This is a genomic window from Pseudomonas sp. L7 (genome assembly GCF_046605565.1).
Taxonomy (GTDB): domain Bacteria; phylum Pseudomonadota; class Gammaproteobacteria; order Pseudomonadales; family Pseudomonadaceae; genus Aquipseudomonas; species Aquipseudomonas wayambapalatensis.
The window spans coordinates 3,330,645-3,353,623 of record NZ_CP176784.1; the positions used below are offsets into that span (position 1 = coordinate 3,330,645).

21 protein-coding genes are annotated in these 22,979 nt (G+C 64.8%); 16 read left to right on the plus strand and 5 right to left on the minus strand.

The window, feature by feature from the left end; genetic code table 11:
* Positions 1 to 194 precede the first annotated feature (194 nt).
* Positions 195 to 1,805, plus strand: a complete 1,611-nt coding sequence (locus ACK3BK_RS15075; RefSeq protein ID WP_411384480.1) for a methyl-accepting chemotaxis protein — start codon at positions 195 to 197, stop codon at positions 1,803 to 1,805.
* Between the two features lie 43 nt (positions 1,806 to 1,848).
* Here the strand turns inward: ACK3BK_RS15075 and ACK3BK_RS15080 are convergent, their stop codons facing one another.
* The gene (locus tag ACK3BK_RS15080; RefSeq protein WP_411382748.1) at positions 1,849 to 3,252 is read right to left on the minus strand and encodes a purine-cytosine permease family protein; all 1,404 of its coding nucleotides are present in this window, start codon (positions 3,250 to 3,252) and stop codon (positions 1,849 to 1,851) included.
* A gap of 318 nt (positions 3,253 to 3,570) precedes the next feature.
* Between ACK3BK_RS15080 and ACK3BK_RS15085 the strand changes: the two genes are divergently transcribed.
* The 10 genes from ACK3BK_RS15085 (at position 3,571) to ACK3BK_RS15130 (ending at position 13,145) form a co-directional block, all read left to right on the plus strand.
* Positions 3,571 to 4,056: a flavin reductase family protein gene (locus ACK3BK_RS15085; protein WP_186669144.1), complete on the plus strand. Its 486-nt coding sequence runs from the start codon at positions 3,571 to 3,573 to the stop codon at positions 4,054 to 4,056.
* 141 nt (positions 4,057 to 4,197) lie between these two features.
* Positions 4,198 to 5,241, plus strand: a complete 1,044-nt coding sequence (locus ACK3BK_RS15090) for an LLM class flavin-dependent oxidoreductase (protein WP_186669143.1) — start codon at positions 4,198 to 4,200, stop codon at positions 5,239 to 5,241.
* Positions 5,242 to 5,467: 226 nt separating this feature from the next.
* Entirely contained in the window at positions 5,468 to 6,064 is a 597-nt protein-coding gene (locus ACK3BK_RS15095) for an amino acid synthesis family protein (protein WP_054892016.1), read from the plus strand.
* Between the two features lie 60 nt (positions 6,065 to 6,124).
* A complete protein-coding gene (locus ACK3BK_RS15100; RefSeq protein WP_411382749.1) occupies positions 6,125 to 6,958 on the plus strand; it encodes an alpha/beta fold hydrolase in 834 nt (277 codons plus the stop codon).
* The gene (locus ACK3BK_RS15105; protein ID WP_186669142.1) at positions 6,955 to 8,436 is read left to right on the plus strand and encodes an aldehyde dehydrogenase; all 1,482 of its coding nucleotides are present in this window, start codon (positions 6,955 to 6,957) and stop codon (positions 8,434 to 8,436) included. The genes ACK3BK_RS15100 and ACK3BK_RS15105 overlap by 4 nt, the downstream gene beginning before the upstream one ends.
* A gap of 13 nt (positions 8,437 to 8,449) precedes the next feature.
* Positions 8,450 to 8,935 (plus strand): flavin reductase family protein, encoded by a 486-nt coding sequence (locus tag ACK3BK_RS15110; RefSeq protein WP_065862551.1) that lies wholly within the window; start codon positions 8,450 to 8,452, stop codon positions 8,933 to 8,935.
* Between the two features lie 99 nt (positions 8,936 to 9,034).
* Complete coding sequence (locus tag ACK3BK_RS15115; RefSeq protein ID WP_054892020.1) at positions 9,035 to 9,424, plus strand: carboxymuconolactone decarboxylase family protein; 390 nt, start codon at positions 9,035 to 9,037, stop codon at positions 9,422 to 9,424.
* A gap of 86 nt (positions 9,425 to 9,510) precedes the next feature.
* Positions 9,511 to 10,257 carry a GntR family transcriptional regulator gene (locus tag ACK3BK_RS15120; protein WP_054892021.1) on the plus strand — a complete coding sequence of 249 codons (747 nt, stop codon included), beginning with the start codon at positions 9,511 to 9,513 and terminating at the stop codon, positions 10,255 to 10,257.
* Between the two features lie 21 nt (positions 10,258 to 10,278).
* A complete protein-coding gene (locus ACK3BK_RS15125; protein ID WP_411382750.1) occupies positions 10,279 to 10,842 on the plus strand; it encodes an NUDIX hydrolase in 564 nt (187 codons plus the stop codon).
* A gap of 116 nt (positions 10,843 to 10,958) precedes the next feature.
* Complete coding sequence (locus tag ACK3BK_RS15130; protein ID WP_411382751.1) at positions 10,959 to 13,145, plus strand: ATP-binding protein; 2,187 nt, start codon at positions 10,959 to 10,961, stop codon at positions 13,143 to 13,145.
* Positions 13,146 to 13,303: 158 nt separating this feature from the next.
* On the opposite strand, the gene ACK3BK_RS15135 is transcribed toward ACK3BK_RS15130, so the two are convergent.
* The 3 genes from ACK3BK_RS15135 to ACK3BK_RS15145 all read right to left on the minus strand — a co-directional run bounded on the left by ACK3BK_RS15135 (position 13,304) and on the right by ACK3BK_RS15145 (position 16,967).
* Entirely contained in the window at positions 13,304 to 15,532 is a 2,229-nt protein-coding gene (locus tag ACK3BK_RS15135; protein ID WP_411382752.1) for an ATP-binding protein, read from the minus strand.
* Positions 15,533 to 15,631: 99 nt separating this feature from the next.
* Positions 15,632 to 16,264 (minus strand): LysE family translocator, encoded by a 633-nt coding sequence (locus ACK3BK_RS15140; RefSeq protein ID WP_186711384.1) that lies wholly within the window; start codon positions 16,262 to 16,264, stop codon positions 15,632 to 15,634.
* An 88-nt stretch (positions 16,265 to 16,352) separates the two neighbouring features.
* On the minus strand, positions 16,353 to 16,967 hold the full coding sequence (locus tag ACK3BK_RS15145; protein ID WP_186669137.1) for a LysE family translocator: 615 nt from the start codon (positions 16,965 to 16,967) through the stop codon (positions 16,353 to 16,355).
* 110 nt (positions 16,968 to 17,077) lie between these two features.
* Here ACK3BK_RS15145 and ACK3BK_RS15150 point away from each other — a divergent pair, with 110 nt between their 5' ends.
* Together ACK3BK_RS15150 and ACK3BK_RS15155 are read left to right on the plus strand one after the other, a co-directional pair.
* Positions 17,078 to 17,530, plus strand: coding sequence for an Lrp/AsnC family transcriptional regulator (locus tag ACK3BK_RS15150; protein WP_186711385.1), 453 nt, complete (start codon positions 17,078 to 17,080; stop codon positions 17,528 to 17,530).
* 389 nt (positions 17,531 to 17,919) lie between these two features.
* Entirely contained in the window at positions 17,920 to 18,132 is a 213-nt protein-coding gene (locus ACK3BK_RS15155; protein WP_186669163.1) for a hypothetical protein, read from the plus strand.
* 116 nt (positions 18,133 to 18,248) lie between these two features.
* Here the strand turns inward: ACK3BK_RS15155 and ACK3BK_RS15160 are convergent, their stop codons facing one another.
* A complete protein-coding gene (locus ACK3BK_RS15160; RefSeq protein WP_186669135.1) occupies positions 18,249 to 19,151 on the minus strand; it encodes a LysR family transcriptional regulator in 903 nt (300 codons plus the stop codon).
* 116 nt (positions 19,152 to 19,267) lie between these two features.
* Between ACK3BK_RS15160 and ACK3BK_RS15165 the strand changes: the two genes are divergently transcribed.
* From ACK3BK_RS15165 to glcE, 3 genes are all read left to right on the plus strand, one after another.
* Positions 19,268 to 20,356 carry an AbrB family transcriptional regulator gene (locus tag ACK3BK_RS15165; RefSeq protein ID WP_411382753.1) on the plus strand — a complete coding sequence of 363 codons (1,089 nt, stop codon included), beginning with the start codon at positions 19,268 to 19,270 and terminating at the stop codon, positions 20,354 to 20,356.
* Between the two features lie 70 nt (positions 20,357 to 20,426).
* Positions 20,427 to 21,926 (plus strand): glycolate oxidase subunit GlcD, encoded by a 1,500-nt coding sequence (gene glcD / locus ACK3BK_RS15170; protein WP_411382754.1) that lies wholly within the window; start codon positions 20,427 to 20,429, stop codon positions 21,924 to 21,926.
* The gene (glcE, locus tag ACK3BK_RS15175; protein ID WP_186669133.1) at positions 21,926 to 22,978 is read left to right on the plus strand and encodes a glycolate oxidase subunit GlcE; all 1,053 of its coding nucleotides are present in this window, start codon (positions 21,926 to 21,928) and stop codon (positions 22,976 to 22,978) included. Before glcD ends, glcE begins: the two co-directional genes overlap by 1 nt.
* Position 22,979: the final 1 nt, after the last annotated feature.

The window sequence follows — 22,979 nt, forward strand, 5'->3', positions numbered from 1 at the left end:
GTTACATTGAATGACTGGTCAATAATAGTGGCACCGTGGCATTATTGACGTCAAAAAACCCACTAAAGTTAAGGATATTGTACTTTCCCGCAGCGCACCGAGACGCCTGGCCCTTTCGCCGGTTCCGGCCCCACGCCCCAGCGCTTGAAGCCTGCACGCCACATTCAAGGAGTAGCTCCATGCAGTTAAGGAATATGAAGATCGGTATCCGGGCGGCCAGCGTATTTACGCTGCTGGGCGTCCTGGTACTGGTCATGGGCTTGATATCGCTGTACGAAACCCGGCGCATGGACAGCGCCACCGATGAGATCCGTGTCACCTGGATTCCGGCGATCATTTATCTGAACGAGGTCAGCACCAATCTCGGCCGCGCCCGCGCTATGACTCTGCGCAGCGTGATCGAGGAAGACCCCGCCGTCCGCCAGGCAACTCTCGGCCGCATCGGCGAGATCAATGCTTCGCTCGAGGTAGGCATCAAATCCTACGAATCGACCATCATCGAAAAGGACGACCGCGCCCTGTTCGATAACTTCGTCTCCCTCGCCCAGCGCTACCACGGCCTGCAGAAGTCGATCCGCGATGCCGCGGCCAATGGCGACATTGTCGAGGCCAAACGCCTGGTCAACGGCCCGCTGGCCGAATACGCCGACTCGATGATGAAAGCGCTCGGCACCCTGATCCAGTACAACTCCGACGGCGCCGACAAAGCCTCGCAGCGCAGCAGTGACGCCTATGACGAAGCCTTTGCCCTGATCGTGCTGTCGCTGGTGGCGATCATCCTCGCGCTGGTGGCCATCGCCGTGCTGCTGACCCGCAGCATCGTCGTGCCGCTGGCCGATGCCGTGAGCGTTGCCGAGCGCGTGGCCACCGGCGACCTGACCCAGGAAATCCGCATCGTCGGTCGTGACGAGCCGGCGCTGCTGCTGCGGGCCTTGAGCCGCATGCAGGAAAGCCTGCGCGACACCATCCGCAAGATCGCCGCCTCGTCCGACCAACTGGCCTCGGCGTCCGAAGAGCTGCACACCGTCACCGAAGACACCAGCCGCGGCCTGCACCAGCAAAGTGCCGAGATCGACCAGGCCGCCACGGCCGTCAACCAGATGACCGCTGCCGTCGAGGAAGTGGCCAACAACGCGGTCAGCACCGCCGACGCCTCCCAGGGCGCCGACCAGACCACCCGCGATGGCCGCGACCAGGTCAACCAGGCACTGAGCTCGATCCAGCAACTGGTCGAGGACGTCACCGGCACCTCCAGCGAGATCGAACAGCTGGCCAACAGCGCCAACGAAATCAGCCGCGTGCTCGATGTGATCGGCTCGATCGCCGGGCAGACCAACCTGCTGGCGCTCAACGCCGCCATCGAAGCCGCACGGGCCGGTGAGGCCGGGCGTGGTTTTGCCGTGGTCGCCGATGAAGTGCGGGCACTGGCGCACCGGACCCAGCAGTCCACCGCAGAAATCGAACAGATGATCGGGGGTATCCAGACCGGCACCGAGCGCGCCGTGGGCTCGATGCACAGCAGCCAAGGCCGTGCCAGCGGCACCCTGGAGATTGCCCAGGCGGCGGGCCAGGCCCTGGAACTGATTGCCGAGGCGATCGCCGCGATCAACCAGCGCAACCTGGTGATCGCCAGCGCATCCGAAGAGCAGGCCCAGGTGGCGCGTGAGGTGGACCGCAACCTGGTGAACATCCGCGACCTGGCGATGCAGACCTCGGCGGGCGCCAACCAGACCAGCGCTGCGGCGCAGGATCTGTCGCGCCTGGCGGTGGAATTGAACGGGATGGTGGCGCAGTTCAAGGTGTGAACTGAAACACCGGGGGCCGCTTTGCGGCCCTCTTGCCAACCAACTAGTCGCTCACACCTACTGCACGTCCCGCCTTCACCGCCTTGCCGCGAGTCGCCAGGCAATAATAGAGCGGCACCGTCACCAGCAACCCGAACAGCCACGACAGGTCGGCGCCCTCGACGATGTTCGAATACGGCCCCACATACAACGCCGTATTGGCGAACGGCAGTTGCACCAGAATCCCGCACACATAGGCGACGATGGCGTGGTGGTTGAAGCGCCCGTAGATCCCGCCATCGGCGCGGAAGAACGAAGCGATGTCGTATTCGCCCTTCTTGATCAGGTAGAAGTCCACCAGGTTGATCGACGCCCAGGGCACCAGCACCAGCAGCAGTGCCAGGATCAGGCCGATGAACTGGCCGATGAACCCCGCAGAGGCATTCAGCGCCACCAGCCCGCACCCGAGCAGGATCACCGACGCCAGCACTACCCGCACCCGCACGCTCGGCGTCCAGTGAGCGACGAACGTCTGGATCGCGGTGACGATCGACAGCACCGCACCATACAGGTTGAGCGCGTTGTGGCTGATGATATTGAGCAGGAACAGCACCATCAGGATCGGCCCCAGCCAGCCGGTGGCCTGCTTCACCGCATCCATCGCATCAGTACCTTCCGGCACGCACAGCACCGCCACTGCCCCGAAGCTGAAACACAGGATGGTGCCCAGGGTCGCGCCGAAATAGGTCGCCCAGAACGGCTTGGCGATACCGATCTCACGCGGCAGGTAACGCGAATAATCCGAGGTGTAGGGCGAGAAGCTGATCTGCCAGATGGTGCCCAGCGACACCGTGGCGATGAAGCCCGACAGATTGAAGGCGCCGCGGCTGAAGAAGTCTGCCGGCAGTTCCTGGGCGAACATCATGATGAAGCCGGCCAGCAACGCCGAGCCCATCACCCAGGTACCGATGCGGTTCAGGCTATGAATGAAGCGATAGCCGATCACACCGATGGCCGTGGCGCTCAGGGCACCGATGACGATGGCCGTGGGCATCGGCACGCTCGGGGCGATACCGTGGATCGACTTGCCCGCCAGGACGATGTTGGAAATGAAGAAGCCGACATAGATCAGCGCGGTGAAGAACACGATCAGCAAGGCGCCGTAGCGCCCGAACTGGCCGCGGCTCTGCACCATCTGCGGAATGCCCAGCTGCGGTCCCTGCGCAGAGGCCAGGGCGATGACGATCCCGCCCAGCAGATGCCCCATCACGATGGCGACCAGGCCCCACAGCAGGTTCAGGTGGAACACCTGGACCACCATCGCGCCGGTGACGATCGGCAGTGGCGCGATATTGGTGCTGAACCAGAGGGTGAAGAGGTCGCGCGCCTTCCCGTGGCGCTCGGAGGGGGGAACATGATCGACCGTATGATTCTCGACAAACTGGTGTTGCGACGACGGTTGGGACATAGGATTTCAGCTCGAAAGGATCATTTTTATCGTTGTATGGAAACCGCTCGAGGCGGCCTCTCAGCTGAAGACCATATTATGGTATTCCAAACTTTTGACAACACTGCGCCGCGTTTTTTCAGCGCATCTGATCTGCCTTGTACGCCACTGCGGCGCAGGGCTCTAGTCATCAAGACCAATGAATACGGGGCCTTTACCGTTCATCGTGTGTTCCGGTGCGTGGAAAATTCTGCTTGCAATATAGGTATTACGGTATACCATCAGACACATCAACGATAAAAAACGCGGACCACCGCACGCCCCTTAGAGGTACACGCCATGATCGACGCAACCGTCTACAAGCACGTCCTGGGTTCCTTCCCGTCCGGCGTCACGGTCATCACCACCCTGGACGACGACGGCTCGGTCGTCGGCCTCACCGCCAGCGCCTTTTCTTCCCTGTCCATGGATCCGCCGCTGGTGCTGTTCTGCCCCAACTACAGCTCCGACTCCTATCCTGTACTGATCAAGCAGAAGCGCTTCGCCATCCACTTGCTGTCCGGCGAGCAGCAGGCCGAAGCCTATGCATTCGCCAAAAAAGGCAAGGACAAGGCCAGCGGTATCCAGTGGACCCTGAGCGAGCTGGGCAACCCGCTGCTGGCCGGGGCCACCGCGATCATCGAGTGCGAGTTGTGGCGCGAATACGAAGGCGGCGATCACGCCATCATGGTCGGCAAGGTACACAACCTGATCGTGCCTGAGGACGCCCCACGACCGATGGTCTACTGCCGCGGCAAGATGGCCAGCCTGCCCGCCTTCGCCTGATACCTGCAGTTCGACGCAAGACTCTGTGGGAGCGGGCTCGTCCCGCGATCACCGGCAAAGCCGGTGTCATTCCGGACGCGGCTTGTCTCCCTGTGCCGCGCCGTCCTCACATCGACCACAACAAGCTCCGAGGAAAGCCCCATGAAATTTTCGCTGTTCGTACACATGGAACGTTGGGATGACCAGGTCAGCCACCGCCAGCTGTTCGAAGACCTGACCGAACTGACCCTGATGGCCGAGCACGGCGGTTTCAGCACCGTATGGATCGGCGAACACCACGCCATGGAATACACCATCTCGCCCAGCCCCATGCCGCTGCTGGCCTACCTGGCTGCCCGTACCGAGACCATTCGCCTGGGCGCCGGCACCATCATCGCGCCGTTCTGGAATCCGATCCGCGTGGCGGGCGAATGCGCCCTGCTCGATGTGATCAGCAACGGCCGCATGGAAGTGGGCCTGGCCCGCGGCGCCTACCAGTTCGAGTTCGACCGCATGGCCGGGGGCATGCCCGCCACCGACGGTGGCAAGGCCCTGCGCGAGATGGTCCCGGCGGTTCGCGCCCTGTGGCAGGGCGACTACGCCCATGAAGGCGAGGTGTACAACTTCCCCACCTCTACCAGCGTGCCCAAGCCAGTGCAGCACGGCATGCCACCGATGTGGATCGCCGCCCGTGACCCGGACTCGCACAACTTCGCGGTCAAGCATGGCTGCAATGTCATGGTCACCCCGCTGATGAAGGGTGACGAAGAGGTGCTGGACCTGAAGAACAAGTTCCAGGCCGCCCTGGACAACAACCCAGACGTGCCGCGCCCGCAACTGATGGTGCTGCGCCACACCCACGTGCACAGCCCGGCCGAGCCTGATGGCTGGAAGATCGGCGCCCAGGCGATCTCGCGCTTCTATCGCACCTTCGATGCCTGGTTCGGTAACAAGACCACCCCGGTCAACGGATTCCTGGAGCCCAGCCCCGAGTCCAAGTTCGCCGAGGTGCCGGCCTTCGCGCTGGAGAACATCCGCAAGAACACCATGATCGGCACCCCCGAAGAGATCATCGCGCGGATCAAGTACTACCAGGAGCTTGGCGTCGACGAGTTCAGCTTCTGGTGTGACAACAGCCTGCCGCACGAAGAGAAACGCAAATCGCTGGAGCTGTTCATCAAGGAAGTGGTGCCTGCGTTCAGCTGAATGCCTTTTGTCTGATTGATTGCGGGAACGGCCCGCTCCTGCGTGCGGGGGTGGGCATTTTTTTGCCTGTAGCAGCCCTCTCGCGCCCTGCAGAAGCGGGCTTGCCCGCGATAGGGCCCTAACAGGCAACCGTACAAGAGAAATTCAGCATTCCTCTTGCACATCCAATATTATGGTATACCATCAGACAACAAAGCCTGATAACCCAAAAATCCAGGAGCCCCCCATGAGTTTCGAAATCCGCAAGATCGTCACCTACTCCGAAGAAACACGCATCGAAGGCGGCAAGGCCACCGACAAACCCGTGACCATGGTCGGCCTGGCCGTAGTAATCAAGAACCCATGGGCTGGCCGTGGTTTCGTCGAAGACCTCAAGCCGGAAATCCGCGCCAACTGCTCCGAACTGGGTGCGCTGATGGTCGAGCGCCTGACCGCCGCCATCGGCGGGGCCGACAAGATCGAGGCATACGGCAAGGCGGCCGTGGTCGGTGCCGAGGGTGAGATCGAGCACGCGTCGGCGGTGATCCACACCCTGCGCTTTGGCAACCACTACCGTGAAGCGGTCCAGGCCAAGAGCTACCTGAGCTTCACCAACAAGCGCGGCGGCCCGGGCACCTCGATCCAGATCCCGATGATGCAGAAGGACGACGAAGGCCTGCGCTCGCACTACATCACCCTGGAAATGCAGATCGAAGACGCCCCGCGCGCCGACGAGATCGTCGTGGTCCTGGGCGCCTCCGACGGCGGCCGCCTGCACCCGCGCATCGGCAACCGCTACATCGACCTGGAAGAACTGGCTGCCGAGAAAGCCAACGCTCAATAACAATAAGCAGACAGGCCGGAGCCAAGCGTCACGGCACCGGCCTTTCAAGGAGCGCCATCCATGATTCAGCCTGTCGCTGAACGTACACCTGCCGGGACCAGCTACCTGAGCCTCGGCCAGGGCCAACCCGTGGTGCTGATCCACGGCGTGGGCCTGAACAAGGAAATGTGGGGTGGCCAGTTCGTCGGCCTGTCCACCGACTACCGGGTCATCGCCTACGACATGCTCGGCCATGGCCAGAGCGCGCTGCCCGCGCCGGACACCGACCTGCAAGGCTACGCCACCCAGCTCGCCGAACTGCTCGACCACCTGCAGATCCCCCAGGCCACCGTCATCGGCTTCTCCATGGGCGGACTGGTCGCGCGCGCCTTCGCCCTGCACTACCCGCAGCTGCTGTCGGCACTGGTCGTGCTCAACAGCGTGTTCAACCGCAGCCCCGAGCAGAGCGCCGGTGTCATCGCCCGCGCCGCGCAGGCTGCCGAGCTTGGTCCGGACGCCAACGTCGACGCGGCGCTGGACCGTTGGTTCAGCCGCGAGTACAAGGCGGCCAACCCGGCCCAGGTCGCGGCCATCCGCCAGGTGCTGGCCAGCAACGACCCCCAGGGCTACCACACCACCTATTCGCTGTTCGCCACCCAGGACATGTACCGCGAAGCGGACTTGGGCAGCATCCAGGTGCCAACGCTGATCGCCACCGGCGAACTCGATTCCGGCTCCACCCCGGCCATGACCCGCCAGCTCGCCGCGCGCATTCCCGGCGCCCGCAGCGTGGTCCTGCCCGAACAACGGCATATGATGCCCGTTGAGGCTCCGCGCGAAGTCAACCGCATGCTGCTGGACTTCCTGAGCCAAGCCCGCACCCTCACCGAATCCGCCAAGGGGATAGTTGCATGACCCTCGTTCGTTTCCAGATGTGCATCGACGGCCAGTGGCGCGATGCCCAGAGCGGCAAGACCTTCGACAGCCTCGACCCGGCCACCGCCCAGCCCTGGGCACAATTGCCCGACGCCGGCGAGCAGGACGTCGAGCTGGCGGTACAGGCCGCCCAGCGTGCCTTCGACAGCAAGGCCTGGCGCGGGCTCACCGCCACCGCACGGGGCAAGCTGCTGCGCCGCCTGGGTGACCTGATCGCCGAGAACAAGGAGCACCTGGCCCAGCTTGAAAGCCGCGACAACGGCAAGCTGATCCGCGAGACCCGCGGCCAGGTCGGCTACCTGCCGGAGTTCTTCCACTACACCGCAGGCCTTGCCGACAAGCTCGAAGGCGGCACCCTGCCGCTGGACAAGCCCGACCTGTTCGCCTACACCGTGCACGAGCCCATCGGCGTGGTGGCGGGCATCATTCCGTGGAACAGCCCGCTGTACCTCACCGCGATCAAGCTCGCCCCGGCCCTGGCTGCGGGCAACACCATCGTACTCAAACCCTCCGAGCATGCGTCAGCCACTATCCTGGAGCTGGCCCGCCTGGCGCTGGAGGCCGGTTTCCCGGCTGGCGTGGTCAACGTGGTCACCGGCTACGGCCCAAGCACCGGTGCTGCGCTCACCCGTCATCCGCTGGTACGCAAGATCGCCTTCACCGGCGGCGCCGCCACAGCCCGCCATGTGGTGCGCAGCAGCGCCGAGAACTTCGCCAAGCTGTCGCTGGAGCTGGGCGGCAAGTCGCCGAACATCATCTTCGCCGACGCCGACCTGGACAGCGCCATCAATGGCGCAGTGGCCGGCATCTATGCCGCCTCCGGGCAAAGCTGCGTGGCCGGCTCGCGCCTGCTGGTGCAGGACGAGATCTTCGACGAGTTCGTCGAGCGCCTGATCGAGCGGGCCAAGCGCATCCGCATCGGCAACCCGCAGGACGATGCCAGTGAGATGGGCCCGATGGCCACCGCCCAGCAACTGGCCGTGGTCGAAGGTCTGGTCGCTGCGGCCAAGGCCGAGGGCGCCAAGCTGCGCCTGGGTGGCAAGCGCGCCGAGGTCGAAGGCGACGGCTGGTTCTACGAGCCGACCCTGTTCGAGTGCGACAGCAACTCGATGACCATCATGCAGGAAGAAGTATTCGGCCCGGTCGCCGCGGTGATCCGCTTCAAGACCGAGGAAGAAGCGCTGGCCATGGCCAACGACTCGCAGTTCGGCCTGGCCGCCGGCATCTGGACCCGCGACCTGGGCCGCGCCCATCGCCTGGCGCGCGACGTGCGCTCGGGGATCATCTGGGTCAACACCTACCGCGCGGTCTCGGCCATGGCGCCGATCGGTGGTTTCAAGAACAGCGGCTACGGCCGCGAGAGCGGCATCGATTCGGTGCTGGCCTATACCGAGCTGAAGACCGTGTGGATCAACCTGTCCACGGCGCCGATGCCCGATCCGTTTGTGATGCGTTGAGAAGGAGCACGAGATGATCGAACCTGGCATCTACAAAGACGTGATGGGCTCCTTCCCATCCGGCGTGACCGTGGTCACCACGCTCGATGGCGATGGCGGCATCGTCGGCATCACCGCCAGCGCCTTCAGCGCGCTGTCGATCGAGCCGGCGCTGGTGCTGTTCTGCCCCAACTACGCCTCCGACACCTACCCGATACTGCGCGACAGCAAGCAGTTCGCCATTCACCTGCTGTCGGCCGACCAGACCGCCGAGGCCTACGCCTTTGCAGGTAAAGGCAAGGACAAGGCCAAAGGCATCGACTGGCACCTGAGCGAGCTGGGCAACCCGCTGCTGGCCAAAGCCACGGCGATCATCGAGTGCGAATTGTGGCGCGAGTACGACGGCGGCGATCACGCGATCATCGTCGGTGCAGTGAAAAACCTGGTGCTGCCGGCCGAGCCGGTGACGCCGATGGTCTATCACAAGGGCAAGCTGGGTGCCCTGCCCTCGCTGGGCTGATAGACCGCGAAGAAGCCCACGCCGATGACCCTGTTTTTTGGGGCCGCGCTAATCGTCTCACCCTCGGTTGCGGCCCCTGTTTTCATTCGGAGCACTGCAATGAGCAATGAAAAGTACGAGAAGGGCCTGCAGATCCGCACCCAGGTATTGGGCGAGGACTACGTCAACCGCTCCATCCAGAACGCGGACGACTTCACCAAGCCACTTCAGGAGCTGGTCACCGAGTATTGCTGGGGCCATGTCTGGGGCCGCGACGGCTTATCGCTCAAAGAGCGCAGCATGATAAACTTGGCGATGATTTCCGCCCTCAACCGGCCCCACGAGCTCAAGCTGCATATCCGCGGCGCCTTGCGCAATGGCCTGAGCCGTGAACAGATTCGCGAAATCCTGCTCCAGGTCGGCATTTATTGCGGCGTGCCCGCGGCGGTGGACAGCTTCCGCCTGGCCCGCGAAGCGTTCGCCGAAGCCGATGCGGAGCCAACCCGTTAACAGCGGGCTGTTCGAACCACTGCAAGGAGCGCCTGGGTTCGGGGCACTCCGACGTTGGCGCAACAGCCTCATAAAGAGCGCACCTGATGAAACGCCAGCCACTCGACGACAGCTTCAAGGTCAACCGCAACCCCGTCACGCTCCGCGAAATCGTGCTCGACAAGCTGCGCGGGGCGATCATGAACTTCCACCTGCTGCCGGGCGACCGTCTGGTCGAGCGCGACCTGTGCGACCGTCTCGGCGTCAGCCGTACCTCGGTGCGTGAAGCCCTGCGCCACCTCGAGTCCGAGGGCCTGGTGGAGTTCGCCGATGCCAAGGGCCCGCGCGTGGCCATCATCACCCTGGAAGACGCCCGCGACATCTACGAGCTGCGCTGCGTGCTCGAAGGCCTGATCGTCCAGCTGTTCACCCTCAATGCCAAAGCCAAGGACATCCGCGCCCTGGAGCGCGCCCTGGACGTGAACCGCGAAGCGCTGGAGGAAGGCGAACTGCAGCAGGTGCTCGATTCGGTACAGGGCTTCTACGATGTGCTGCTCGAAGGCTCCGGCAACCACGTCGCCGCCACCCAGCTGCGTCAGCTGCAGGCCCGTATCAGCTATCTGCGCGCCACCTCGGTCTCGCAGGAAAACCGCCGCGGCGCCAGCAACCGTGAAATGGAGAAGATGGTCGAGGCCATCAAGAGCGGCGATCCGCTGGCCGCTCACCAGGCGTCGGTCGACCATGTACGCGCCGCCGCCAAGGTAGCGCTGGACTACCTGCGCCAGAAGCAGGACGACAATGCCAAGGTCCGCGACATGGTCGAGCCCCTGGCGCTGAAGGATCCACGCATTTAACCCCCACACAGGCCACCGATCATGCCCAACGCCCCGCGCTACTGCCCGCACTGCACCACGGCACTGGACCGGGGCGTTCCCAGCGGCGACACCCACGAGCGCCTGCACTGCCCCGCCTGCGGCTATATCCACTACATCAATCCGAAGATCATCGCCGGCTGCATCATCGAACGCGACGGCAAGTACCTGCTGTGCCAGCGTGCCATCCCGCCACGCCCCGGGACCTGGACCCTGCCTGCAGGCTTCATGGAGGCCGGCGAAACCACCGAGCAAGCGGCGCTGCGCGAAGTCTGGGAAGAAACCGGCGTACGCGCCGACATCGTCTCGCCCTACTCGATCTTCAGCGTGCCGCAGATCAGCGAGGTGTACATCATCTTCCGCGCCATCGCCAGCGAAGAGACGGGCCAGTTCGGCCCCGAGACCCTCGACTATCGTTTCTTCGCGCCCGAGGACATTCCCTGGGACGCAATCTACTACCCGGCGATCCGCCAGATCCTCGAACGCTACATCCTCGAACGCCAGGCCGGGGTGTATGGCATCTACATGGGCAATGACGACACCGGCAAAGTGCACTTCATGCGCTGAGCAGGCCCGCGCCTGTCGCGCAACGGCCCGGCACCCAAACAACCCCACAAATTTCTCGCCAGCCCGACATTCTCGGTGCAACCTATCCCTTCCATGCAAACGAAGCGGCAAACCTCATGGCGAAATGGCTGGAAGGCGGCGGGCTCATGGCCGAACGCATCCGCAATCACGACTGGGCGAAAACGCCCCTGGGCCCACTGGATGCCTGGCCCGACGTGCTCAAGACTACCGTGGCCTTGTGCCTGGCCTCGCGCTTCCCGCAAGCGGTGCTGTGGGGCAATGACCTGATCACCCTGCACAACGACGCCTTCAGCGAAATCCTCGGCGGCAAGCCCCCAGCCCTCGGTCGGCCCTTCAGCCACGTCTGGCACGAAGCCTGGAACGATATCGGCGCCATGGCCCGCCGCGCCCTGGGCGGCGAGGCGGTATACATCGAAGACTTCCCGCTGGTCATCGACCGCCACAACGGGCCGGAGCGTGCCTACTTCACGTTCTGCTACAGCCCGATCCGCGACCAGGACGGCCAGATCGTCGGCATGCTCGACACTGTCACCGAAACCACGGCCAGCGTGGTCGCCAACCACCGCCTGAACTTCCTCGACGACCTCGGCCGCGCCGTGGCCAACGCCACCGACCCGGACCGGATCCTGGCCATCACCACCCGCAAGCTGGGCGAACACCTGCGTCTGTCGAGCTGCGCCTACGCCGTGATGGAGCCCGATCAGGACGGCTTCACCATCTGCGGCGACTGGGTCACGCCCGGCTCGCCACGCCTGCTCGGCCAGTACCATCTCGCCGACTTCGGCCGCCTCGCCGTGCAGCGCCTGCGCGCGGGGCTGACGCTGGTGATCAACGACAACCTAAGCGAGCTCGAACCACAGGAGGCCGCGACCTTCCAGGCCATCGGCATCACGGCGATCATCTGCATGCCGCTGATCAAGGATGGGCGCCTGACGGCGTTGATGGCCATCCATGACAAGCAGCCGCGTGTCTGGACCGGCTACGAACAGGCGCTGATCAGCGAAGTCACCGAACGCAGTTGGGCGCACATCCAGCGGGTTCAGGCACACGCCGAAGTACACGAAGCGGTGCAGGCGCTCGAGTCGCTCAACGTTACCCTTGAGCAGCGTGTCGAAGAACGTACCGCACAGTTGCTGCATACCGAGGCCGTGCTGCGTCAGGCCCAGAAGCTCGAAGCCATAGGCCAGCTCACCGGGGGCGTCGCCCACGACTTCAACAACCTGCTGACCATCATCCGCTCGTCGCTGCATTTCCTGCAGCGCCCGGACCTCGACGACAGCCGCCGCCAGCGCTACCTCAAGACCGTCTCAGACACCGTCGATCGCGGCGCCAAGCTCACTGGCCAACTGCTCGCTTTCGCGCGTCGCCAGGCCCTGAGCCCGCAAGTGTTCGAAGTCGGGCCGCAGTTGGCGGCGATGGCCGAAATGCTCGACACCGCTACCGGCGCACGGATCCAGGTCAAACTTGAGCTGCCCGACACGCCCTGCCATATCCGCGCCGACCTCGGCCAGTTGGAAACGGCGGTGATCAACCTGATGATCAACGGCCGCGACGCCATGAGCGGCGAAGGCACGCTGCGCCTGCACCTGCAGCCTGACCAGGTGATGCCGGGGCAACGTGGGCAAGCGGGGCAGCCGGGCGTGTTCGCGGCGATCTCGGTGATCGACAGCGGCGTCGGGATCGCCCACGAACTGCTGGAGCGCATCTTCGACCCATTCTTCACCACCAAGCCCTCGGGCCACGGCACGGGCCTGGGCCTTTCGCAGGTGTTCGGCTTCGTCAAGCAGTCCGGCGGCGATGTGCAGGTCACCAGCGTGCCGGGCCAGGGCACCACCTTCACCCTGTACCTGCCTCAGGTCCCGACACCGGAAGCTGAACAAAGCCTCGCCAGCGCGGCAAGCGCATCGATCGACAGCCGGCCACGGCGCATCCTGGTGGTGGAGGATAACCGCGACGTCGGCAGCTTTACCGCGCAGATTCTCAAGGACCATGGCTACCAGATCAGCTGGGCGACCAGTGCCGAGGATGCACTGGCGCAGTTGCACATGACACCACGGGGCTTCGATGTGGTGTTTTCCGACGTGGTAATGCCCGGCATGGGAGGCCTGGCTCTGGCCCGGGAACTGCGCCGCACCAGGCCGCAACTGCCGGTGATCCTCACCTCCGGCTACAGTGATGCCATTGCCGAAGGCGGCCACCAGGGCTTCGCCTTCCTGGCCAAGCCATATTCGGCCGAGCAGGTGTGCCAGTTGCTGGACAAAGTGCTGACACAACACCTGTAACGGCCTTGCACCCTGTCCGTTGGATCTGTGAGAGCTGGATCTGTAGGAGCGGGCTTGCCCGCGAAAAGGGCACCGCTTTGTATGGCACGGGCTGCGCCCGTATTCGCGGGCAAGTCGGGGCGCCGAACCGCCGCCCCCACAAAACAGAAAAACCAGCGTCAGCGCTCGGCTTGCGTGCAAACCAGCGGCAGTAACCGCGCCAGGCTCTGCGCCAGCTCCGCCTGCCGGAACGGCTTGCGCAACACCTCGAAACCACAGAGCTCACTGGGCGTAAGGTTGGCAAAGCCGGTGATGATCAACACTGGCAGCCCTGGCATACGCCGCCGCAGCCCCTGGGCGAACTCGGCGCCGGTGCGCTCGGGCATCATCTGGTCGGTCACCAGCACTTCCACGGCAAACCCCTGCTCCAGCACCTGCTCGGCCTCGGCCGCGCTCATGACCGCTTTCACTTCATACCCCAGGTCACGCAACTGCATTGCCGTGGCCTGAAGCACGATGGCTTCATCGTCCACCAGCAATACCCTGACCGGGCGCGTCGGCCTGGACACTTCATCCGCCGTTTCATCCCGACACAACGTATCGGCATCGGTAATCGGCAGCCACAGTGTCGCTGTCGTGCCTTGCCCCGGCTGCGAACGAATGGCGAATCCGCCGCCAGACTGCATCGCAAGCCCCTGCACCATCGGCAGGCCAAGCCCGGTGCCCTTGCCCGTGCCCTTGGTGGAATAGAAGGGCTCGCAGCAGCGTGCCAGCACCTCATCGCTCATGCCGCAGCCGTTATCGGCCACCTCCAGCCGCACCATCGCCCCTCGCTCCGGCCCCGCCGGCCGACCTGCCCGCGCGGTGTCCAGCCCCGCACTGATCCTCAGCCTGCCACCGTCCGGCATCGCATCGTGCGCGTTGATCACCAGGTTGAGCAGCGCCAGTTCCAGTTGATGCGGGTCCACGACGGCCGCCGGCAGCGCCGGGTCGATATCGACCTGCACCTCGATGGTCGGCCCCAGCGAACGCGTGATCAATTCGTGCATGTCACCGACCCGTGCCGCGAGGGAAACAGGCTGGGGCTTGAGCGTCTGGCGCCGAGCGAAGCTGAGCAGGCGGCCGACCAGGCTGCGTGCCCGCTCCGCCGCCTGCAGCGCGCCTTCGATCAGACGCGTCGAACGCGCCGCGTCGTCCGGGCGTCGGGCGATCAGCTCCAGCGAGGCGATGATCGGGGTGAGCATGTTGTTGAAATCATGGGCAATGCCGCCGGTCAGTTGACCAACGGCCTCCATCTTGCGCGCCTCATGCAGTTGCATGAGATCGGACTCACGCTCGGCCAGCATGCTGGCAACCCGTTCCTCCAGCGTGGCATTGAGCGTCATCAGTTCGGCCAGCGTGGCCTCCAGGTGTGCGGAGCTGGCGCGCAATGCCCGCTCGGCCCGGGCGTGGATGATCGCCGACCAGGTCTGCTTGGCCGCCTCTTCCACCAGCCGGCACTCATCGTCGGCGAATACATGGGGGCGATTGAAGTAGACGCACAGCATGGCCTCGAGCACGCCGCCGCGCAGCAGCGGCACCTTCAGGCTGGCGCACAGGTCCCTGGAGGCGCCAGCCGGGTAGTCGCCATGCACCTCATGACCCGCCTGCAATTGCTCACGCAACAAGCCGACATGTTGGCGCCAGAAGTGCTCCCCCGTTTGCGACGGCACCCCATCGACCCAGTCACGGGCGACGACATAGCGTTCGTCATCGCCCAGGTCCTCGGCGAAGAACACCCGGGAAGCGCCCAGCTCCTCACCAAGCAGGCGCGTGGCATAGGTCTCGATCGCCTCGGGTTCGTCCATCTCCGGCAGCGCTCGGCCCAACGCGAGCAGAAACGACTGACGCCGCTCGAACTGCACGCGCTCGGTGGTCTCGGTGACGATGCACAGCACCCCACCCACGCTACCATCGGCCTCGCGTACCGCCGAATAGGAGACATCGAAATAGGCGGTCTCGCCCAGGCCCCGGCGCTCGATGTAGAACGGCCGGTCGCGCGCCGAGAAGGTCTCGCCGGTTTCACGCACATTGCGCAGCAACGGTTCGAGGTCGTCCCACAATTCGCTCCAGTGCTCGCGGGCCGGCCGCCCCAGTGCACGCGGGTGCTTGGCACCGATGGTCGGGGCGTAGGCATCGTTGTAGAGCGCCACGTACTCGGGGCCCCAGAACAGCACGATCTGAGCCTTGGCCGGGAGGATGGTGGCCATCAGCGTCTGCAGGCCGGATGACCAGCGGCCTGGGGCGCCAAGCGGAGATTCGGTCCATTCCAGGCTCTGCAGCAGCGAGCCGACCGTGCCGCCGTTGATCAGAAAGCCGGGCTCCGGGCGCCGAGCGTGTTCGGTATCACGGTCCTGTAGTGATTTCATGTCATGCAGACCATCAGTGTTTCCAGGCACTGTATTGAGTATCTGAGGATATGAAACCCGCGCGGCGCAGATGTTCCATCCGCCTGTGCATCAGCGCGTTCAGCGACGCCCTTCAGCCAGCATGCGCACCGCCAGCGCGGCCAATACCGTGCCCATCAACCAGCGCTGTGCCTGTTGCCACAGCGGGCGCCCAGCAAGAAACACGGCGATGGAACCGGCCATCAGGGCGATGATCGCATTGACCGTGACGCTGATGATGATCTGCGTGGAGCCCAGTACCAGCGATTGCAGCAGCACGCTGCCGTGGCCCGGCTCGATGAACTGCGGCATCAGCGACAGGTACATGACCGCGATCTTGGGGTTCAGCAGGTTGGTCAGAAAGCCCATCATGAACAACCGCCGCGGGCTGTCGGCCGGCAGGTCGCGGACCTGGAACGGCGAGCGTCCTCCGGGCTTGAGCGCCTGCCAGGCCAGGTACAGCAAGTACAGCGCGCCGCCGATGCGCAATGCGTCGTAGGCATAGGGCACGGCCATCACCAACGCAGTGATACCGAGCGCCGCGCAGAGCATGTAGAACACGAAGCCCAGGGCGACACCCCCCAGGGAAATCAGCCCGGCAATCCGCCCCTGGCAGATCGAACGGGAAATCAGGTAGACCATGTTCGGTCCGGGGGTCAGGACCATGCCCAGTGCGATCAGGGCAAAGGCCAGCAGGTGGGAGGACTCGGGCATCGGGCGCATCCTTGGCGTGCGGAGAGAGCGCAGAGTGTATCCGCAGTGGGGCCGACCTTGGAACGCCCGTCAGTGCAAGGTGCTGCGCTCAACCAAGCTGCCCGAGCATCAAGCCCAGCGCAATCGCGATCATCACCGCGCCGGAGACCCGCCCGACGATCTTCGCTGCCTGCGGCCGTGTGCCCAGCACAGCCTTGGCGCCGTAGCCCACCATCAGGTAGATCACCAGCGAACTGCACAGGTGCACCAGGCCCAACAGGAGGATCTGCAGCGGCAACGGCCAGCTTGAGGTCGGGTCGGTGAATTGCGGCAACAAGGCCAGGAACAGCAGGAACACCTTCGGGTTGAGCCCGCTCACGCAGAACCCGCGCAGCGCCCAGCGCGAACCGGTCTCACCTGCCAGCTCCAGCCCCGCCTGTGGCGCCGCCGGCTTGAGCAACAGGTTGCCGCCCAGCCAGAGCAGGTACAGGCAACCGGCGAGTGTCAGCAGCATCAGCGCCAGTGGGTGCCCGGCAATCAGGCTGCCGACCCCGGCCGCCACCACCAGGGTGGCCATGAAATGCCCCGACAGCATTCCGGCCACCGCCGGCATCACCCAACGCCCGCGCATGCCTGCCGAGATCGCGTAAGCCCAGTCGGCGCCGGGGGTGATGACGAACAGCAACGACACGGCCCAGAACGCGGCCAATACACTGAGGGTCATTTCGGGTGTTCCTTTCAGGGGTCTGGTTGAAAGGAAGATTACGGATTCCGCCCGGGGATTATCTTTCGTATATTGCTGGCAACCTTGAACACCTTGGAAGATTCTCCCCCATGGATCGCACTGATCGAAAAATCCTTGCCGAACTGCAAAAAGACGGTCGCCTGTCGGTCACCGAGCTGGCCGATCGTGTCGGCCTGAGCCTTTCACCCTGCCATCGCCGGCTCAAGGCGCTGGAAGCGTCTGGGGCGATCCTCGGTTACCACGCACGCCTGGCGCCGTCGGCGGTGGGCCTGAACTTTGCGGCGCTGGTGTTCGTCACCTTGCGCGAGGTGACCCGCCAGCCAGTGGCCGACTTCGAGGCCGCGGTGACCGAGGTGCCGCAGATCGTCGAGGCACAGCGCCTGTTCGGCGACCCGGACTACCTGCTGCATGTGGTGGCCAAGGACCTGCCGGCGTTCCAGAAGCTGTATGACGAGGTGCTGACCAGCATTCCCAATGTGAAACGGCTGAGCTCGACGCTGGTGATGAAGGAAGTGATCCAGGATCGGTTGTTGCCCATGTGAGTGAGCACCCTGAAATGTATCTGGAGGTGGCCCCGCCTTGAAACGCTTCCCTCGGACCGGTAACCTCTGCGCGCTGCTGTAAGTCCAGCAGTCGGGTTTGGTAGCCCGCGATCAATCAAGGCGCACAAGCGCCCGCTCTAACTTTCAGTTGGTTTTTGTACCTGCTGTTGCGTTCGACGGTGGCTGTGCGCAGGGCGCCTTCGTGCGCGCCGGTTTCCTTGATTCCCGGTCTACCAACCTGCGTACAGCCGCCACCCTTTCGTTTGGTAGCGAACGGTGGCGACTCCATTGAATCAAGGAGCGACACAATGACGAAAGGCTTGCCCGATCCCCCTACACCCACCACCGCGCCTGCGCATTTCGGTAGCTGCGACGGTAGCCATCGTGCACTGTTTGCGGTCTGTGCCGGTGTCGCGGCCGAAGACGCGCTGGTGCACTTGTCCACCCTGCTCAAAGGCGCTTCAGCGGCAAACCAGACCGCCATGGAACTGGCCACCGGCATCTGTCGGGATCTGCTGCTGAGCAATGATCATGGGCTCGATGCCTGCAAGGCGCTGGTCGAATCCTTGCTGGATGGGGTCGAGCAGCACGTTCAAGGCTGAGATCGCCAGGGCCGCAGTGCGGCCCATCGCGGGCAAGTCGGGGTGCCGAACCGCCGCGCCCACAAAAGCCCCCGCAAGTCTCGGGTTGCGGCGCACTATCAGCCATCTATCAGCCATCAATCCCCGCGAAAGAACCCATCTCCGGCATTTCTCAGCAATTCCACCATCGCCCCCGCCGCCGGCGGCAGATACCCTTCGGCACGTACAGTCACCCCAACCGTGCGGCGCATGGTGGTGGCCTCCAGCGGCACTTCGCGCAACCATGCCATGCCCAGCCCGTGCTCCAGCGTCTCGCGCGCGGCAAAGCTCAGCAGGCGGGTCTTGGCGATCAGCCGGGGCAGCAGCGAAATCGAGTTGGTCTCGATCTGCACCTCGGGCAGCGGCAACTGATGGCTGCTGAACACATTGTCGATCCAGCGCCGCGCCGTCACCGTCGGTGCCGCCAGTACCCAGCGGTAGGTGCACAGGTCCTTCAACTGCACCTCACCCGAGAACACCGGATGATCGGCGCTGGCCACCACCACCGCTTCGTCCTGCAGGATGGGGTAGGAACGGAACTGCGGATCGTCGACGATCAGGCCGCAGATGATCGCGTCCAGCCGGCCTGAGCGCAGCGAGTCCTTGAGCATGTCGTCCTGGCCGATCGACAGCTTCAAGGTCAGCTCCGGCGCCCGCTCCAGTAGCGAAGCGGTCAGTTGCGGCAGCAGGTGCTCGGCCATGCTCGCCGCGCAGCCCAGGCGGATATTGCCCACCAGGCCGCTGGCGAAGTCGCGTACTTCACGCTCGGTCTCGGCGATGCTCACCTGCAACTGCTTGCCACGCGCCAGCAACAACGCGCCGGCATCGGTCAGCTTGATGCGCCTTCCGTCGCGCTGGAACAGCCGCGCGCCCAGAGATTCTTCAAGGCGCTGGATGCTTTTGCTCAGCGCCGGCTGGCTGCGGTTGAGTTGCTGTGCGGCGCGCCCCAGGTGGCCGAGTTCGGCGATGGTGGCGAAATAGGTCAGGTCACGTAGGTCCATGATCGATGAATTTCAGTTATGGATTCATAGAAAGTAGAAAATAGACTTGATCAATCCACAGGTCGATAATTTTCTCTGTCAGCCATCTCTGGCTCTCGCCGTAAAGGGAGATCGACTTGCCCCCCACCCTACCCCCCCAAGCAGCAAAGAACCCGTCCCCAACCCTGATCCTGCAATGGCTCGCGCTGATCCTTTGTGCCGGCGCCGCCGGGCAGATCCTGCACGCCCTCACCGTGCCGGCAGGGCTGTTTCTCGGCCCCATGCTGGTGGCCATCGTCTTCGGTGTATCCGGCGCGCAACTAAGCCTGCATCGCCAGGTGTTCCGTTTCGGCCAAGGCTGTGTCGGACTGCTGGTGGCCCACTCGGTGACCTGGCCGGTGCTCGCCTCGCTGGCCGACGCCTGGCCATTGATGCTGTTCGCCACCTTCGCCACCGTCGCGCTCAGCGCGCTGGTCGGTCTGGGTACCGTGCGCTTCGGCGACATCCCCGGCAGCACGGCGGCCTGGGGCACCGCACCCGGCGCGGCCTCGGCGATGGTGTCGATGGCCGAGGACAACGGCGCCGATGGGCGCGTGGTGGCGACCATGCAATACGTGCGCGTGGTGTGCGTGGTGATGATCGGCTCGCTGGTCAGCCATCTGCTCGGCGCCACCAGTGTTGCCAGCGACGTGGCCCAGGTGCCGGTGGCCGCCGACAGCGTGCAACTGGGCAACCTGCTGCTCGGCCTGGGCGTGGTGCTGGTGGGCGTAGCCGTCGGCGCGAAGATGCCCGCCGGTGCCCTGCTGATGCCGCTGATGCTTGGCGCAGTGCTGCAACTGACGGGCCTGCTGCACGTCAGCCTGCCCAGCGAAGTGCTGGCCATCGCCTACGGTGCCATCGGCTGCTACATCGGCCTGCGCTTCGACCGCCAGACCGTGCGCTATGTGTGGAAGCGTCTGCCGACCATGATCGCCGGCGCCGTGGTGCTGATCCTGCTCTGCGCAGGCTGTGCCTGGCTGTTGGCGCGGGTCGCCGGCACCGACTTCCTGTCCATGTACCTGGCCACCAGCCCCGGCGGCCTGGATGCGATGGCGATCATCGCGGTGGAAACCCACGCCGATGTCGGCATGGTGCTGGCGATGCAGACACTGCGCCTGTTCGGGGTGATCCTGACCGGTGCGTATCTGGCCCGGCAGATCATTCGCCTCACACAGAACGCCCACTGAAGGGTGCACTAGGCCGAGGGGTAGCTATCCTTCCCCGCACAACAACGACAAGTGCCTGGTAGTCCGCCCCATGAACATCCTGTACGACGAGCGCCTGGACGGCGCCCTGCCCACGGTCGACAAGGCCGCGCTGCTGGACACCCTGCGCAGTGCTCTGCCCGACCTCGACATCCTGCACACCGCACAAGACCTGCGCCCCTACGAGTGCGACGGCCTCAGCGCCTACCGCGTGGTGCCACTGCTGGTGGTGCTGCCCCAACGCCTGGAACAGGTCCAGGCGCTGCTGAAGATCTGCCACGCGCACCAGGTGCCGGTGGTGGCCCGGGGCGCCGGTACCGGCCTGTCGGGCGGCGCCTTGCCGCTGGAACAGGGCATCCTGCTGGTAATGGCGCGCTTCAACCGCATCCTTGAGATCAATCCCGCAGGCCGCTTCGCCCGGGTTCAGCCTGGCGTGCGCAACCTGGCCATCTCCCAGGCCGCAGCACCGCACGGGCTGTACTACGCCCCAGATCCGTCCTCGCAGATCGCCTGCTCGATCGGCGGCAATGTCGCGGAAAACGCAGGGGGCGTGCATTGCCTGAAGTACGGCCTGACCGTGCACAACCTGCTCAAGGTCGAAATCCTCACCATCGAGGGCGAATACCTGACGCTGGGCAGCGATGCCCTGGATGCCCCAGGGTTCGACCTGCTGGCGCTGTTCACCGGCTCCGAAGGCTTGCTGGGCATCGTCACCGAGGTCACCGTGAAGCTGTTGCCCAAGCCACAGGTGGCGCGGGTATTGCTGGCCAGTTTCGACAGCGTGGAAAAGGCCGGTCGTGCGGTGGCCGACATCATCGGCGCAGGCATCATTCCCGCGGGCCTGGAGATGATGGACAACCTGTCGCTACAGGCCGCCGAAGACTTCATCCACGCAGGCTACCCGGTCGAGGCCGCCGCCATCTTGCTGTGCGAACTCGACGGCGTGGAGGCTGACGTGCAGGACGACTGCCTGCGCGTGGAGGCCGTGCTCAAGACAGCCGGCGCCAGCGAGGTGCTCCTGGCGCGCGACGAGGCTGAGCGCGTGCGCTTCTGGGCCGGGCGCAAGAACGCCTTTCCTGCGGTCGGGCGCATTTCCCCCGACTACTACTGCATGGACGGCACTATTCCGCGCCGGGCGCTGCCGGGGGTGCTGCACGGCATCGGCGAGCTGTCGCGCGAACACGGCCTGCGCGTGGCCAACGTGTTCCATGCCGGCGACGGCAACATGCACCCCTTGATCCTGTTCGACGCCAACCAGCCCGGCGAGCTGGAGCGTGCCGAGGCCCTCGGCGGCAAGATCCTGGAGCTGTGCGTGGCAGTGGGTGGCAGCATCACCGGCGAGCACGGCGTCGGGCGCGAGAAGATCAACCAGATGTGCGCGCAATTCAACGCCGACGAGCTGACGCTGTTCCATGCCGTCAAGCACGCCTTCGATCCGCTGGGTTTGCTCAATCCTGGCAAGAACATCCCGACACTGCAGCGCTGCGCCGAATTCGGCGCGATGCATGTGCACCACGGCCAGTTGCCCTTCCCCGACCTGGAGCGTTTCTGATGGATCAGGATCACGACGACAGCTCGGCCCTGCTGGAGCAGGTGCGCCAGGCACTGGTCGACTGCACGCCACTGCGCATCCAGGGCAGCGACAGCAAGGCGATGCTCGGGCGCCCGGTCAACGGCCGGCCCCTCGACACCCGCAGCCATCGCGGCATCGTCAGCTACGACCCCACCGAGCTGGTGATCACGGCACGCGCGGGCACGCCGCTGCGCGAGATCGAGGCTGCACTGCACAGCGCCGGGCAAATGCTGCCCTTCGAACCACCGCACCTGGGCGACGGCGCCACACTGGGCGGTATGGTCGCCGCCGGGCTGGCAGGGCCGCGCCGGCCTTGGGCGGGCTCGGTACGCGACCATGTGCTGGGCACCCGCGTCATCACCGGGCACGGCAAGCTGCTGCGCTTTGGCGGCGAGGTGATGAAGAACGTCGCGGGCTACGACCTGTCGCGCCTGCTGGCCGGCAGTTTCGGCTGCCTGGGGGTATTGACCGAGGTATCGCTGAAAGTCCTGCCGCGACCGCGCAGCTGCCAGAGCCTGTGTCTGACGATGGGCCTTCGGCAAGCCCTGGATGAGCTGGCGGCCTGGGGTCAGCAAGCCCTGCCGATCACGGCTGCCTGCCATGACGGCGAAGCCCTGCACCTGCGCCTGGAGGGCGGTGAAGGCTCCGTGGCCTCTGCCGCCGAGCGCCTGGGCGGTACGCTGCTGGACAACCGCTATTGGCACGACCTGCGCGAACAGCGCCTGGCCTTCTTCGCCGGTGACGAGCCCTTGTGGCGCCTGTCGCTGCCGCACAACAGCCCATCGCTCAGCCTGCCCGGCCGACAGTTGCTCGACTGGGGCGGCGCCCAGCGTTGGCTGAAATCCGCCGCTTCGCCCGCGGTAATCCGTGAGGCGGTCGCGCACCTCGGCGGTCATGCCACCCTGCATGCCTGCCACAGCGCCAGCTTTCATCCGCTGGCCGAGCCACTGCTACGTTACCAGCGCAACCTCAAGCAGCAGCTCGACCCGAGCGGTATCTTCAACCCGGGTCGCCTGTATGCCGACCTGTGAG